11 protein-coding genes are annotated in these 14,439 nt (G+C 61.1%); 10 read left to right on the top strand and 1 reads right to left on the bottom strand.

What is annotated here, in order from left to right:
* The 10 genes from LHF31_RS07480 to LHF31_RS07435 all read left to right on the top strand — a co-directional run bounded on the left by LHF31_RS07480 (position 1) and on the right by LHF31_RS07435 (position 13,259).
* Positions 1-1,044 carry a chemotaxis response regulator protein-glutamate methylesterase gene (locus LHF31_RS07480; protein WP_303774012.1) on the top strand — a complete coding sequence of 348 codons (1,044 nt, stop codon included), beginning with the start codon at positions 1-3 and terminating at the stop codon, positions 1,042-1,044.
* A gap of 21 nt (positions 1,045-1,065) precedes the next feature.
* A complete protein-coding gene (locus tag LHF31_RS07475) occupies positions 1,066-1,344 on the top strand; it encodes a response regulator transcription factor (RefSeq protein ID WP_298005608.1) in 279 nt (92 codons plus the stop codon).
* 83 nt (positions 1,345-1,427) lie between these two features.
* Positions 1,428-2,039: a hypothetical protein gene (locus LHF31_RS07470; RefSeq protein WP_298005605.1), complete on the top strand. Its 612-nt coding sequence runs from the start codon at positions 1,428-1,430 to the stop codon at positions 2,037-2,039.
* A gap of 6 nt (positions 2,040-2,045) precedes the next feature.
* On the top strand, positions 2,046-5,999 hold the full coding sequence (locus LHF31_RS07465; RefSeq protein WP_303774010.1) for a GAF domain-containing protein: 3,954 nt from the start codon (positions 2,046-2,048) through the stop codon (positions 5,997-5,999).
* Positions 6,000-6,005: 6 nt separating this feature from the next.
* Positions 6,006-8,387, top strand: coding sequence for a diguanylate cyclase (locus LHF31_RS07460; protein WP_303774009.1), 2,382 nt, complete (start codon positions 6,006-6,008; stop codon positions 8,385-8,387).
* Positions 8,341-8,481, top strand: coding sequence for a hypothetical protein (locus LHF31_RS07455; RefSeq protein ID WP_303774007.1), 141 nt, complete (start codon positions 8,341-8,343; stop codon positions 8,479-8,481). Before LHF31_RS07460 ends, LHF31_RS07455 begins: the two co-directional genes overlap by 47 nt.
* A gap of 9 nt (positions 8,482-8,490) precedes the next feature.
* Positions 8,491-9,324, top strand: a complete 834-nt coding sequence (locus tag LHF31_RS07450; RefSeq protein WP_369685048.1) for an HD-GYP domain-containing protein — start codon at positions 8,491-8,493, stop codon at positions 9,322-9,324.
* A gap of 11 nt (positions 9,325-9,335) precedes the next feature.
* Positions 9,336-9,698, top strand: coding sequence for a response regulator transcription factor (locus LHF31_RS07445; protein ID WP_298005591.1), 363 nt, complete (start codon positions 9,336-9,338; stop codon positions 9,696-9,698).
* A complete protein-coding gene (locus LHF31_RS07440) occupies positions 9,695-10,342 on the top strand; it encodes a chemotaxis protein CheC (protein ID WP_298005589.1) in 648 nt (215 codons plus the stop codon). Before LHF31_RS07445 ends, LHF31_RS07440 begins: the two co-directional genes overlap by 4 nt.
* Positions 10,343-10,433: 91 nt before the next feature.
* Complete coding sequence (locus tag LHF31_RS07435) at positions 10,434-13,259, top strand: cation-translocating P-type ATPase (RefSeq protein WP_303774005.1); 2,826 nt, start codon at positions 10,434-10,436, stop codon at positions 13,257-13,259.
* A 136-nt stretch (positions 13,260-13,395) separates the two neighbouring features.
* On the opposite strand, the gene LHF31_RS07430 is transcribed toward LHF31_RS07435, so the two are convergent.
* Positions 13,396-14,397, bottom strand: coding sequence for an aldo/keto reductase (locus tag LHF31_RS07430; RefSeq protein WP_333657301.1), 1,002 nt, complete (start codon positions 14,395-14,397; stop codon positions 13,396-13,398).
* Positions 14,398-14,439: the final 42 nt, after the last annotated feature.

Genomic DNA, 14,439 nt, shown 5'->3' with positions numbered 1-14,439 from the left:
ATGAACGCCAGACCTGTTCGCGTGTTGGTTGTGGATGATTCGGCATACATTCGCAAGGTGGTGAGCGAAATGCTCACGCGCGACCCGCAGATTCAGGTGGTGGGTACTGCCCGCAACGGCAGGGACGCGCTGGAAAAGGTTGCCATTCTGCAGCCCGACGTGGTCACACTGGATTTAATCATGCCGGAGATGGACGGCATCGGCTTTTTGAAAGAGCAGATGAAGCGCCGGGTGTTGCCCGTCATTGTGGTGAGCATTGCCAGCGAAAATGGCGAACTGGTGGTGCAAGCCATGGAGAGCGGGGCGGTGGACTTTGTGCAGAAGCCCACCGCGCTGGCTTCGGAACGGGTGTATGAAATTCAGGAAGACCTCATCGCCAAAGTGAAAACGGCGGCGAATATCCAGCCGGAGCGCATTTCCACAGCGGTTGCCATCCCTGCGGCGCCTTTGCCGGCGCCTGTGCCGCGCACCGGGCAGGTGGATGCGGTGGTGCTGGGCATTTCCACCGGCGGTCCGCAGGCGCTGGCGCAGTTGATCCCCGCCCTGCCCGCCGATCTGCCTGTGCCGATGGCGGTGGTGCTGCACATGCCGGTGGGGTACACGGCGCTGTTTGCCGCCCGCCTGAACGAGATCAGCCGTCTGGAGGTCATCGAAGCCGCCGAGGGTGACGAGATGCGACCCGGCAGGGTTTTGCTGGCTCCTGCCGGACAGCACTTGAGCCTGCGGCGCACGCTGGACGGCAGGGTGGTGGCGGCGCTGAGTTTGCGCCCCCTGGATACGCCCCACCGTCCCTCGGTGGATGTGCTGTTCAAATCGGCGGCAGACGTGTACGGAAGGCGCCTGCTGGGGATTATCATGACCGGCATGGGCAACGACGGTGCGTCTGGCGCGGCATGGATTAAAGCGCAGGGCGGAACCATCATTGCCGAGGCGCAGGAATCCTGCGTGGTGTACGGTATGCCGCGCGCCGTAATCGAAGCCGGACTGGCAGATTTCACTGTGCCCCTGCAGGGCATGGCGGAAGCCATTTTGAAGATGGTGTAGCAGAGGAGGCAACCGGCATCTATGACCCGAATTTTGCTCATTGACGACTCGCGCTACGCCCGCAATACCCTCAAACAGGCCCTGGGAGACGGCTACGAATATCTGGAAGCCGCCGATGGGCTGAGCGGGCTGGAGATTTACTTTCTGGAAAAGCCCGAACTGGTCATCCTCGACCTGACCATGCCCGGGATGAACGGGCTGGAGATGCTGGCGCAGTTGAAAGCCATTCAGCCCTCGGCAAAGGTGATCGTCTGCTCGGCGGATGTGCAGGAATACAGCCAGCAGGAACCCTGCGGCTGAGGGCGTGCGCTTTCATCCAGAAGCCCATTGTTCCGGAAACCCTGCGCGAAGCGGTGTCTGCGGAACTGGAAAGAGAGGGATAAATGCATCTTTCCGCTGAACAAATGGATACCCTGACCGAGATGGTCAACATCGGCTTTGGGCGCGCCGCCGCTTCGCTCTCGGCGCTGGTGCGTCAGCGCATTGTGCTGATAGCGCCAGAAATTGCCCTGTACCCGCTGGAAGAACTGCCGCACCAGTTAAATTTCCTCAGCCCGGAAGTCACCTCGGTGCATCAAATCTTCAGCGGGGCGATCAACGGCGACGCCATTCTGCTGCTGGATTACGAGAGCGCCTCGATCCTGGTCAACCTGCTGACCGGCGAACCGCCCGTGCCGCGCCCGCTGACCTCATCCGACCGCGAAGCCCTGACCGAAATCGGCAACATTCTGCTGAATGCATTTATCGGTACGCTGGGCAACCTGCTGAAGGTGAAGATTTTCTTTGCCGTGCCGCGCCTGAACATTGAAGCCGTCCACGATATGCTCCAGACGCTCCACATCGGCGGGAGCGAAATCCGCTACACGCTGGTGGTCAAGACCTACTTTGAAACCAGCGACGGCAGTGTCAGCGGCTATGTGGTCATGGTCATGGGGCTGGAATCGCTGGAACGCCTCAGCGCCGCGCTGGATCCCTCGCCGGAGAGTCCGAAGTAGCCTGCCATGATCGGTTTTCTGACCCTTTCTCCCGATTTAACCATCACCCAGTGGAGCGAACCGCTGGTGTACCTGACCGGCAAGACGCAGGAAGAGGTGCAGGGGCGCAGTCTTTTTGACGTCTTTCCGGAGTTGCGCCTTTCGGGGCTGGAAGTAGCCGTACGGCATGTTCTGGAGACCGGGGCGCCTTTTTTGCTGTCCAATGCACTGCACCGCACCATCCTGCCTGCGGCAGACGGCGCGCCGGTGATGCAGAGCGGGCAGTTGTATCCGCTCTTTCAGGGCGAGGAAGTGGTCGGGGTGATTTTAACCGTGCAGGATATCAGCGACCGTCTGGTGGTGGAAGAGGAACTGCGCAACACAATTCGCCTTTTGCAGGCGCAGAACGACATCCGCCGGGCGGTGCTGGACGAGGAGATGGTCTCGCCGGAGCAGGTCATTGTGGAGCAGGCACTTACCGTCAGTGGGGGGGTGCTGGCGCACCTGTACCTGTATGAGGAAGATGAACTGAAGCCCGCCGCGGTTGCCAGCGTGGACGGCGAAGCCAGCGTTCCGCCGCCTGCCCCACCGCTGATTGTGGAAGAAGTGTTCCTGAAGGGTGCGCCTCTGCACATCCTGAATGCCTTTGCCACCCCGGGCTACCGTCCCTTCCATCCGCACACGCAGGCGGCGCTGGCACTGCCGCTGCACAACAGGGACCGTCCTCTGGGGGTGCTGTATCTGGAAAGTGCCTGGGCTTCCAGTTTTCTGGGCGAAGCCCGCCAGCGCCTGCAGACGCTGGCGAGCGCGGTTGCCCATGCCCTGCACACCTGCGCTGTGCGCCGCGCCGAGAAGCGGCGCACAGCAGAACTGGATGCGATCAACCGGCTTTCGGAGGCTCTGCAGAAAAGCACCCAGCCGCAGGACGTGCTGGAGGTTTTGCTGGTGCACAGTGCGCAGGCGCTGAACGCGCACAGCGCCCTGCTGCTGGTACCGCAGGCGGATCCGCAGGGTTTGCTGGTGCGGTATGCCCTGGGTGCCCTGCACGACTGCGCGGGGATGCTCTTTCCCATTGAGGAGTCCCTCACGGCGCAGGCGTACCGCCTGCACAGCCCTCTGCTGGCGTACGACCTGTACGCCGCTCAGGGCGCTGAAGCGGTGATGAAAGAAGCCCTTCAGCGGGCAGAATTGCCCTCTCCCTCGGGGCTGTTCGTGCCGGTGGTGGTGCAGGGGCAGGTCGAAGCCGTGCTGGTGCTGGTTTCCACCCCGCCCGCGCGCTACCGCACTGCCGACCGCCAGTTAGGGCAGACGCTGGCGCAGATGGGCGCCAGCGCCATCGAGCGTCTGCGCCTGCAAGCCCAGACCCGCAGGCAGGTGGAACAACTGGCGCTGGTCAACCGCATCAGCCAGCGCCTTGCCGCCAGTCTGGACCCCCAGCGGGCGTTCCAGTTGACGGTGGAGAGTCTGGTGAATGAACTGGGCTACCCTCTGGCGGCGGTGTTTTCGCTGGACGTAAAGGGCGGGGAACTGGTGCTGGAAGCCCTGTACAGCCATGCCCCTCTTCAAGACCAGCCCGGGGCGCGCTTTCCGGCAGGGCAGGGCGTTGCCGGGGTGGTACTGCGCACCGGCAAAACCTACCTGTGCAATCAGTGCGGCACCGACCCGCACTATCAGCCGTGGAACGGCTTTCACCCGGGTTCGGAAATCTGCGCGCCGGTGACGGTGGGGGGCGAAATCCGCGGGGTGCTTCTGGTGGAAGCGCCGCAGGAAGATGCCTTTTCCCTGAGCGACCAGGACCTCATTGAGACGCTGGCGACGCAACTGGGGGTGGCATGGAACAACGCCCTGCGCTTTCAAGCCAGCGAACGTGCCGCCCGGCGGCTGGCGATCATTGATCAAGCCAGCCAGCGCCTGACTTTCAGCCCCAGTTTGCAGACGGTTGCCGAGGTGGTGCTGGATGTGTCTTTTGCCCTGCTGAACGCGCGCCGCGGGGGGGTGTATCTGGTGGAAAAGGACGAAATTCTGCGTCCGCTGGCGCTGAGAGGGGTTCCTGAGACTGTGGTTCAGAGGCTGAGAGAAACTCCGCTCAGCGTGCACACCGGTCTGTTTGCCACCGTGTTCAAGACGCGCCGGGCTGTCTTCATCCCCGATGTGAAGAGCGACCCGCGGGTAGAGATAATCCCCGGCTATACCGGCGAGCAAATCTACTGCTTCCCGCTCATCTCGGGCAGTCGTGTGATAGGTGTCGTTGATCTGGACACCATCCCCGGCGATGAAGAGGTGATGACTCTGGTGCAGACCTTCTTCAGCCGCATTGGCACCACGCTGGAAAACCTTTTGCTCTACGATCAAACGGTGCGTCTGTCTCAACAGCGCGCCATCCTGCTGAACATTTCCACCCAGTTTGCCGCCGCGCTGGAGATGTCTGCCGTGCAGAGCGATATTCTGGCAGGGGCTCAGAGCGCGCTGGATGCCGACCTGGTGTGGCTGTTTTCGGTGTCTGGCGATTCTCTCACCCTTCTGGCGGGCAATCCACCGCTGGTGAGGGCTGGGGAGTGGTCTTATCCACCCGGCACGGTCATCTCTGTGGACCATTGTGCTCTCTTCCAGCAGGTGCTGGAGGAGAAAGTTGTTCTGTTTACTTCCGGCAGGGAGATACCGGGCAAATTGATGCACGAGCAGGGCATTCAGGACGTGGCGGCGGCGCCCCTGCTGGTGGGCGAAAACCCCATCGGACTGCTGGTGTGGGGCAGTCGTCGGGCAGATTTCTTTACCGCGGAAGACAAACGCACCCTCCTGCAGGGTGTTGCCAGCCAGGCTGCCATTGCCCTGCACCGCGGTATGCTCAATCAGCGTCTTCAGCATCACGCTGAGGAACTGACGGAGATGGTGGAAGCGCGCACGGCGCAACTGCGCGCCGAGAAAGAGCGCACCCAGGCGGTGCTGGATGCCGCCGGAGAGGGCATTTTCGTCCTCGACCCGCAGGGGGCGTTCCTGTACGGCAACCCGGCTTTTGAGCACATCACCGGTTATTCGCCGGCAGAGTTGCTGGCAAACGGCGCCTGGCTCTGGCTGGGTGAAAACACGGGCAATCTGTTTGCGGAGTATCTTGCCAGTCTGCCGCAGGAAGGGATGGCGCCGCGCTGGGAGAAAGAGGTTCGCGGGCGGCGGCGCAACGGCATGCCTCTGGATGCCGTCCTGACTCTTACACCGGTGCATGATGAAGAAGGCAGGGTGCTCGAGCATGTCGGTACCCTGCAGGACATCACCCGGCTGAAGGAACTGGATCGGCTGAAGTCGGAGTTTGTTTCGAATGTGAGCCATGAACTGCGCACGCCGCTGACCAGCATCAAACTGTACGCCGAGCAGTTGCCCGGCGCTTCTCCGGAGCGTGTGGGGCGCTATCTGGCGGCGCTGAACCGCGAAACTGCCCGGCTGGAAGCCATGGTGGAAGACCTGCTGACCATCTCGCGGCTGGATCTGGGCAAAACCCGCATGGAAATTGTGCCCCTGCCGCTGGCGCCGTTTGTGCATGAAATCGTCGAAGACCGGCGGATGCTGGCGCAGAGCCGCGGGTTGACCCTGCATTTCCAGTGCGAAGAAGCCCTGCCGCCCGCCGCGGGTGATAAGCGCTTTGTGATGCAGATCGTCACCAATCTGCTCACCAACGCCATCAACTACACGCCGGCAGGGAAGAACATCTTCATCACCGTTCAGCGCGATCCGCAGGAAGCGCACTTCCTGCGCCTGATGATTGAAGATGAAGGGGTGGGTATTCCTGCCGGGGAACTGCCGCACCTCTTTGAGCGCTTTTTCCGTGGGAGCGCCGGCAGGAAACTGCAGGTGCCCGGCACCGGTCTGGGGCTGTCCATTGTCAAAGAGATGGTGGATCGCCTGAACGGCACCATCCGCATGGAGAGCGAGGAGGGGAAAGGCACGCGGGCAATTGTGTGCCTGCCGGTGTGGAAAGAAGAGGGTTAAAGAGGTATGAAGGTGAAAACCCCCTGGCCCTTTGAGTCGGATCTGGCGCATATTTTCCTGTCGTTTTGTGAGCGGGTGCCTTTTGGCGTCATCCTGACCGATCGGGCACTGCGTGTAGTGCACCTGAACGGCTGGGTGAAGGAGCGTCTGGCGGAACGGTCGCGGGAGTGGGAGGGCGCCTCCCTGCCGGACCTGCTGGACGGTGAGGCGGAAGAATATCTTCTGCCCCGTTTCGAGGATACGCTGCAGAACGGCACCACGCAGACGCTTTCCTTCCGCTTTCATCCCATTGCCTTCCGGTTGCAGAACGAGCGCGGCGCGCCCCTGCCGCAATCGGTCACGCTGATGCCCCTGTACGACCGCGACGCAATCAGCGGGGTGATGATTCTGATTCAGGACGCCACCGAACGCCTGATCAGCGAGCACGACCTGAAGCGCGAGATTGCCAAAATGAAGACCCTGCAGGAAATCGAAACCTCACTGCGCACGCTGGACTTTCAAGCCTGCATGCGCACCATTGTGCAGGAGGTGCGCCGCTTCTTCCAGGCTTCGTTTGCCACCCTGTTGCTGCGTGAGGGAGCCAGACTGGTGCTGATGGCATCTGACGGGATGGAGGAAGAACGCATCGGCGTGGGCGAGGTGGTGGTGCGGCTGGGTGAGGGCATTTCGGGGTGGGTTGCCGCCCATGCCCGCCCGGCGCTGGTGCACGATGTCCGCCAGGACCACCGCTACTACACTCTTATTCCCACCACCCTCTCGGAGATGGCGGTGCCGCTGATGGTTTCGGGGCAGGTCATCGGCGTGCTGGATGTGGAGAGCGAACGCCTGCACGCTTTCAGCCGACAGGACCTTGACCTGCTGGAACTGATTGGCGGGGCGGCGGCGACGGCACTGCACAACGCCCGCACGCACACCGAAGTCCGGCGCTGGCAGAACTACTACCGCGCGGTGATGGATCAGACCGGCGATGTGATTTACACGGTGGACCGAGATTTGAAACTGGTCAACGCCAATGCGGCATGGGACCGCTTTGCCAGCGAAAACGGCGGCGAACGCTGGCTGTCGCATCTGGTGCAGGGACGTTCCCTGCTGGACGCCTTCAGCGGCGCGGAGCGCCTCAAGTGGGAGCGCATCTGCCGCAATCTGCTGGACGGGGTGTTGAAGAGTTACCATGAGGATATTCCCTGTCATGCACCGTGGCAGGAGCGCTGGCTTTCCCTGCAAGCCAATCCACTTTACGATGCCGATGGTGCCATCAGCGGTATCATCTTCAGCACGCACGACATCACCGATTACACCCTCACCACCCGGCGCCTGCGCGAGACCAACCGGCGCCTGGAACTGATGGTGCAGTTTGCCTTTCTGCTCAACCAGAATCTGAATTATGAAGCCATCCTCGGGCAGGCGGTGGAGAAACTGGCGGACATTTTCCACGTGGAGGCGGTGATGGTTATGGGCAGAATGCCGCAGGAAGAGGAATTTCACATTCTGGCGGGGTACGGTCTCAGCGAACATCTGCGACAGGTGTACAGCCTGCCGCCTGAAAGGGTTCAGGAAGTCATCCGGACTTTCGGGGCTACCGGTGCCGTTTACGACCTGCGCGCGCCCCATCAAACCCTCTTCTGGCGGGTGTACGAGGCTGAGGGTTTCGAGGGACTGTTGTACTCGACGCTGTTCATCAGGGGCGAGCCGCTGGGAGCGCTGATACTGTTCACCCGCGACCCGGCGCGCCGGTTTACCGCTGAGGAAAAAGAACTGCTGGAGGTCATCGGCGCGCAGATGAGCATGGCGCTGGCGAACGCGCTGTCCTTCCGCGAACAGCAGATTCTTGCCGCCACCGACAGCCTGACGGGCATTTACAACCGCCGCAAATTCTTCGAGATTGCCACCGCTGAACTGGAGCGTTCTGCCCGCTATCTGCGTCCCTTTGCCCTGCTGATGGTGGATCTGGATCACTTCAAAGATTACAACGATACCTTTGGACATCAGGAGGGCGACCGGTTGCTTGCCGACCTGGCGCAGACTTTTAAACGCTCCCTGCGGGAATTCGATACAGTGGCGCGCTACGGCGGCGATGAGTTCATCCTGCTGTTGCCGGAGACCACCCAGGACGGCGCGCAGCGGGTGGCGGAGCGTCTGATCCGGCGGGTGCGCGAGAAGAACGCCGCCCTTCCGTTTCCGGAGGGACTGCCCGCGCGCCTGTCGCTTTCGGTGGGAATTGCCTGTTTCCCCCAGCATGCCCGCGACCTTGCCGCCCTGCTCAAATGTGCCGACGAAGCCCTGTACCGCGCCAAGGAAAACGGGCGCAATCGCTTTGAGATTGCACTGAACGGAGGTGAACATGAGTCAGATCAGCCCGGAACGCCCGGTGAAAATCCTGCTGGTTGAAGATGACCTGGCTCTGCTGGAGGTGGTGCGCGATATTTTGAGCGATGCCGGATATGAGGTAATGACGGCAACCAACGGCAGGGAAGGACTGTAAGCCTTCCGGCTGTTTCATCCGGATTTAATTCTGTCGGATATCATGATGCCGAACATGGACGGGTTTGAACTGCTGGAGGCGGTGCGGCAGATGGAGGAGGGCATGCTGGTGCCGTTCATCTTTATGAGCGCGCGCACGGAACGCTACGACACGTCCAACGCCCGCCGTCTGGGGGCAGATGATTACCTGTTTAAGCCGTTCAGCGCCGAGGAACTGCTCACCGCGGTGGAGGCGCGCCTGCGCCGCCGCGAGCAAATTTCGCTCTTCTCCACCCGCGAAGCCCACCTGCAAACGGTGGTCATGCTGGCGTCCGCCATCGAGGAACGCGACGTGACCACCAGCGGACATGTGGATCGGGTGCGGACGCTGGCGCTGGCGTTTGCCGATTATCTGGGCTGGTCGCCGGAAATCAAGATGATCCTGGAGATTGGCGCGCTTTTACACGATATTGGTAAAATAGTGGTACCGGAACACATTCTCAACAAACCCGCTCCCCTCACCGATGAGGAGATGGAGGTGATGAAACGGCATCCCATGTCGGGGGCGCGCATCCTCAAGGGCGTGAGTCACCTGGCTCCGGCGGCGCCTTACATTCTCTATCACCATGAGCGCTGGGATGGCAGGGGCTATCCCTTTGGTCTCAAGGGAGATGAGATTCCCATCGAGGGGCGCTTTCTGGCGCTGGTGGACGCCTACGACGCCATGACCAGCGACCGTCCCTACCGCAGGGGCTTGCCGCGCGAGCGAGCCATGCAGATCATCCGTGAGAACCTGGGAACGCAGTTTGACCCCGATCTGGGCGAACGCTTTTTGAACATGCTGGCAGAATCCGCGCAGTTATGAGGGAGGGAAGGATGGCGAAAATTCTGATTGTGGACGATTCATCTTACGCGCGCACTCTGGTAAAGCGCATGCTGGAAAAAGAAGGGCATGAGGTGTGGGAAGCCTCCAGCGGCATGGATGCGCTGGAACAACTGCCCACCTGTCAGCCCGATCTGGTGACCATGGATCTGCTCATGCCGGGCATGGAAGGGCTGGAACTCATCGGGCATTTGAAGTCCATGCAGCCGGAATTGAAAATCATCGTCATCACCGCCGATATTCAAGACGAAACCCGCAGAGAACTGATGGATGCCGGAGCAGATGCCTTCCTGAACAAGCCTGTCTCGCCGGAGGTGCTGGTCAATGCGGTGCGTTCGCTTTTCGTGCAGGAGTGAGCCGTCTGGCGGGGGCGGAGATGCAGGACGCTGAACTGCTTTCACCTGAAGAACTGGATGTGCTGCGGGAGATGATGAACATTGCCAGCGGGCGCGCCGCCGGTACGCTCTCGGGGATTGTGAACCGGCACATTCTCATGGAACTGGCGCAGGTGGCGGTTCTCGACCGGCAGGGCATTTTTGATTTTCTGGAAAAAGAAATGGGGGTCATCGGTTCGGCGGTGGAACAGCGCTTCAGCGGGGGGCTGGTGGGCACCTCGATGATGATGATGGACTACCAGTCCTGCGCGCAACTGGTGGAACTGCTGGGCGGGGAAGTTTTTAACGGAGCGTCTCAAGATTTAAATGAGCAGTCTATCCTGTATGAGGTGGGCAACGTCATTCTCAATTCCTGCGTTGCCATGCTGGGCAAACAGACCGGCAGGCGCATGCACTTCGCCCTGCCGCGGATGTACTACAACCTGCGCGGGCGCGCCATTGCCGAAAATCTCATCAGCCCGGCAGATCCCAATATCTACGCGATTGCCATGAAGAGCGCCCTGAAGGTGGGCGATATGATCTTCCAGATTCACATCCTGGTTTTCCTGCTGCTTCCTTTCGATGAATTGCGGGGCATTGCCCGCCGGGCGCTGAACGCTCTTTAAAGCGCAAAGAAAATCCCGCTTTGGGGTTATAATTTTCAGCGCTGTCTGGATAAAAACAGACAGGCACGATGACTGCTAACAGGAGACCTTCATGGCAACACCATCCTATCGTTCAATCGTGCCGGATGAGATTGCTTTTGTCTGGCATGCGCTCTCCCCTTACGAAACCCTGCAAAAACTCCGCACTGCCGAACAGACCGGTTTGAGCAGTGAGGAAGCCACGCGGCGACTGGCGCAGTACGGCGCAAATGAACTGGCGGAAAAGCCCCGCCCAACCTTTCTGCAACTGCTGATGGGGCAGTTGAACAATTTTGTGGTGATTCTGCTGATTGTGGCGGCGGGTATCTCGGCAGTGCTGGGGGAATGGGTGGAAGCCGGAGCCATTCTCACCATTGTGGTGCTGAATGCGGTGCTGGGGGTGGTGCAGGAAAGCCGCGCGCAGGAAGCCCTGGCGGCGTTGAAGAAGATGGCGGCGCCGGAGGCGCAGGTGCTGCGCGACGGCAAACGCGTGGCGGTTCCGGCGCGGGAACTGGTGCCGGGCGATATCGTCTTTCTGGAAGCGGGCAACTACGTGCCTGCGGATGTGCGCCTGCTGGAAGCGGTCAATTTGCGCATTGAAGAAGCCGCGCTGACAGGCGAATCGGTGCCGGTGCAGAAGAGCGCCGCCGTGCTGATGGCAGAGGACGCACCCCTGGGAGACCGCAAGAACACCGCCTACATGGGGACGGTGGTGTCTTACGGACGCGGGCGTGGGGTGGTGGTGGCAACCGGGATGCGCACCCAGTTGGGCATGATTGCCGACATGCTTCAGAGCATGGAAGAAGAGCAGACGCCGCTTCAGCGCCGTCTGGATGAACTGGGCAGGACGCTGGGCTGGGGGGCGCTGGCGGTGTGCGCGCTGGTGTTCATCGTCGGGCTGGTGCGCATACTGGGAACGGATGGCTTCCAGATTCAACAGGTGGTGGATCTGTTCATGATTGCCGTCAGTCTGGCAATTGCCGCGGTACCGGAGGGCTTGCCCGCCATTGTCACCATCAGCCTGGCGCTGGGGATGCGCGAGATGGTGCGCCGCCATGCGCTCATCCGCAAACTGGCTTCGGTGGAGACGCTGGGTTCCGCCACGGTGATTTGCTCGGACAAGACCGGCACGCTGACGCAGAATGCCATGACCGCCACGCGCCTGTGGGTGGACGGTCATACCTTCGAGATTACCGGTCGGGGCTATCACCCTGAAGGGGAGTTCCTGCTGAACGGGGAGCGGGTGGATTTGAAAGACTACCCCGCGGTGACCACGGCGCTGTGGGTGGGCGTACTCAACAACGATGCCATGCTGGAGCAAATTGGCGAGAACGGCAAATTTGCCTACCGCATCATCGGCGATCCCACCGAGGGGGCTTTGCTGGTAGCCGCCGCCAAGGCAGGCATTTTGCAGCAGGATCTGGCGCATGTCTATCCCCGCGAGCAGGAAGTGCCCTTTGATTCGACCCGCAAGCGCATGGTGACCATCCACGAAATAGAAGAAGTCATCCCGGAGGACAGTTCGCCCATTTACAACCGGGAGAAACGCCACTGGTACGTCATTGCCGTTAAGGGCGCGCCGGATATCGTGCTAAACCTGTGTACGCACATTCAGCGCCGGGATGATACTCCCGCGCCGCTGGACGATGCCATGCGGGCGCAAATCCTTGCCGCCAACGATGCCATGACGCAGGACGCTCTGCGCGTGCTGGGGCTGGCGTACCGGCTGGTGCCGGTTCTGCCGGAGGAAATTGAGAGCGAGGAACTGGAAAAAGACCTGGTGTTTGTCGGGCTGATCGGGATGATTGACCCGGCGCGTCCGGAAGTTCAGCCTGCGCTGGAGAAAGCCCGCACGGCGGGCATCCGCACCATCATGATCACCGGCGATTATCCCAACACTGCCCGCGCCATTGCCGAGAGCATTCACCTGCTCCGTCCGGGACATGGGGTGCTGACGGGGGCGCAGTTGAACGAGATGGACGACGCCACGCTGATCCGCGAGGTGGAGCGCACCGATGTGTTCGCGCGCGTCTCGCCGGAGCATAAGATGCGCATTGTGGATGCACTGCGCGCCAACGGCGAGGTGGTTGCCATGACCGGCGACGGGGTCAACGATGCGCCCGCCATCAAGCGTGCCGATATCGGCGTGTCCATGGGCATCACCGGCACCGATGTTGCCAAAGAGACCGCCGACATGGTGCTTCTGGATGATAACTACGCCAGCATTGTGGCTGCCATCGAGCAGGGGCGCATCATCTACAGCAACATCCGCAAGTTTGTGTACTACCTGCTGTCCTGCAATCTGGCGGAGATTGCCATCATCTTCCTTTCGACGCTGTTCATGGGGCGCTCGCCGCTGACGGCCCTGCAGTTGCTGTGGCTCAATCTGGTCACCGATGGCGCGCCGGCGCTGGCGCTGGGCACCGAAAAGGGTGATCCGGACATCATGCACCAGCCGCCGCGTCCGCCCAGAGAGCCGATCATCAATGGGTTTATGATTCGAGGAATTGTCTTCCAGACGGTTGCCATCACTGCGGCGACCCTGCTGGCGTTCTGGATCGGCTCCACTGACCCGCGGCACGTCCATTACGCCGGGACGATGGCGTTCGTGACGCTGAGCGTGAGCGAACTGCTGAGGGCGTACACGGCGCGCTCTGAGTACTACCCTCTGTTGAAGGTGGGGGTGTTCAGTAATCGCTGGATGAACCTTGCCGTGCTGTTCTCGCTGGCGCTGATTCTGGGGGTGGTGTATGTGCCGTTCCTGAACGGGATTTTCGAGACCGCACCGCTGGGCTGGGCGCAGTGGGTAAACATTCTGCCGCTTATTCTGATACCCTCGGTGGTTGCCGAGGCGACCAAGGTGTTTTTTACGCCGTTTCGGCGCAGGAAGAGCGCCTGAGAGCGGGATGAATGATGTGCGGTGGCACCTTCTCGTGCCGCCGCGTTTTGTCTGTCTGATGCCCACCCGGCAGGGGAAGATCAGCCTGTCTGGCTGTGCAAATTTCCTCGCCGGGCGCGGGCATCTGGCGGGTGGACTACATCCGCGGGGTGTTGCTCACCCAGTAAGGGTAGGGCAGGTCTTTTGCGCTGACAGCGTCCAGTTCTGCCATGTCATCCGGGCTGAGTTGCCAGCCGGTTGCGCCCAGATTGGTCTCCAGATGTGCCAGCGAGCGCACGCCGATGATGGGCGCGGTGACGCCGGGTTTTTGCAGAAGCCAGCGCAGGGCTACCTGGGCGGGGTGCCTGCCCAGCCGTTGAGCGATGGCGTAGAGGGTATCGAGCACGCGCCAGGTGTGTTCGGTGTTGTATTTCTCCCAGGCTTCGCTCCAGTGCTGGCGGGAGGCTTCGTCCACGCGCGAGCCGGGCGGGGGCGCTTCCATGCCGCGGTGATACTTCCCGCTCAGCCAGCCGCCGCGCAGAGGGCTCCACGGCAGGATGGCAAGCCCTTCATTGCGGCATACCGGCACCAGTTCCCACTCCAGTTCCCTGTCCAGCAGGTTGTAGAGCGGTTGCAGGGAGACAAAGGCTTCCCAGTTGTGCATTTTGCTCACGTCAATGGCTTTTTGTAGTTGCCAGCCGGAGTAGTTGCTGGCACCAATGTAACGCACCTTGCCCTGTTCTACCAGCCGGTTCAGGGTGGAGAGGGTTTCTTCCAGCGGGGTGGCGCTGTCCCAGGCGTGCACCTGATACAGGTCAATGGTGTCGGTTTGCAGACGGCGCAGGCTGTCTTCCACTGCCGCGAGGATGTGTTTGCGGCTCAATCCCACCTCGTTGACGCCTTCGCCCATGGGAAAACGCACTTTGGTGGCAATCACCCAGTCTTCGCGGCGTTTGCCTTTGAGCCACCTGCCGACGATTTCTTCGGAGATGCCGCGGCTGTACACATTGGCGGTGTCAATGAAGTTGCCGCCCGCTTCTGCAAAGCGATCCAGAATGGCGTAACTCTCGTCTTCCGGGGTTTCGCGTCCAAAGGTCATCGCTCCCAGACACAGTTCCGAGACTTTCATCCCGCTTCTGCCTAAAAATCGATATTCCATCATTCACCTCCTGCTTTCAGGGATGATTATGGCACAAAACTG

Source organism: Anaerolinea thermophila, assembly GCF_020723905.1.
GTDB classification, from domain to species: Bacteria; Chloroflexota; Anaerolineae; order Anaerolineales; family Anaerolineaceae; genus Anaerolinea; species Anaerolinea thermophila_A.
This window is presented reverse-complemented; position numbering and strand designations above follow the sequence as displayed.

Excerpts from the sequence above, each read along its gene's own strand:
- LHF31_RS07465 (WP_303774010.1), top strand. The coding sequence starts at position 2,046 with ATGATCGGTTTTCTGACCCTTTCTCCCGATTTAACCATCACCCAGTGG.
- LHF31_RS07430 (WP_333657301.1), bottom strand. The coding sequence starts at position 14,397 with ATGGAATATCGATTTTTAGGCAGAAGCGGGATGAAAGTCTCGGAACTG.
- LHF31_RS07470 (WP_298005605.1), top strand. The coding sequence starts at position 1,428 with ATGCATCTTTCCGCTGAACAAATGGATACCCTGACCGAGATGGTCAAC.
- LHF31_RS07455 (WP_303774007.1), top strand. The coding sequence starts at position 8,341 with ATGAGTCAGATCAGCCCGGAACGCCCGGTGAAAATCCTGCTGGTTGAA.
- LHF31_RS07445 (WP_298005591.1), top strand. The coding sequence starts at position 9,336 with ATGGCGAAAATTCTGATTGTGGACGATTCATCTTACGCGCGCACTCTG.
- LHF31_RS07480 (WP_303774012.1), top strand. The coding sequence starts at position 1 with ATGAACGCCAGACCTGTTCGCGTGTTGGTTGTGGATGATTCGGCATAC.
- LHF31_RS07475 (WP_298005608.1), top strand. The coding sequence starts at position 1,066 with ATGACCCGAATTTTGCTCATTGACGACTCGCGCTACGCCCGCAATACC.
- LHF31_RS07460 (WP_303774009.1), top strand. The coding sequence starts at position 6,006 with ATGAAGGTGAAAACCCCCTGGCCCTTTGAGTCGGATCTGGCGCATATT.
- LHF31_RS07435 (WP_303774005.1), top strand. The coding sequence starts at position 10,434 with ATGGCAACACCATCCTATCGTTCAATCGTGCCGGATGAGATTGCTTTT.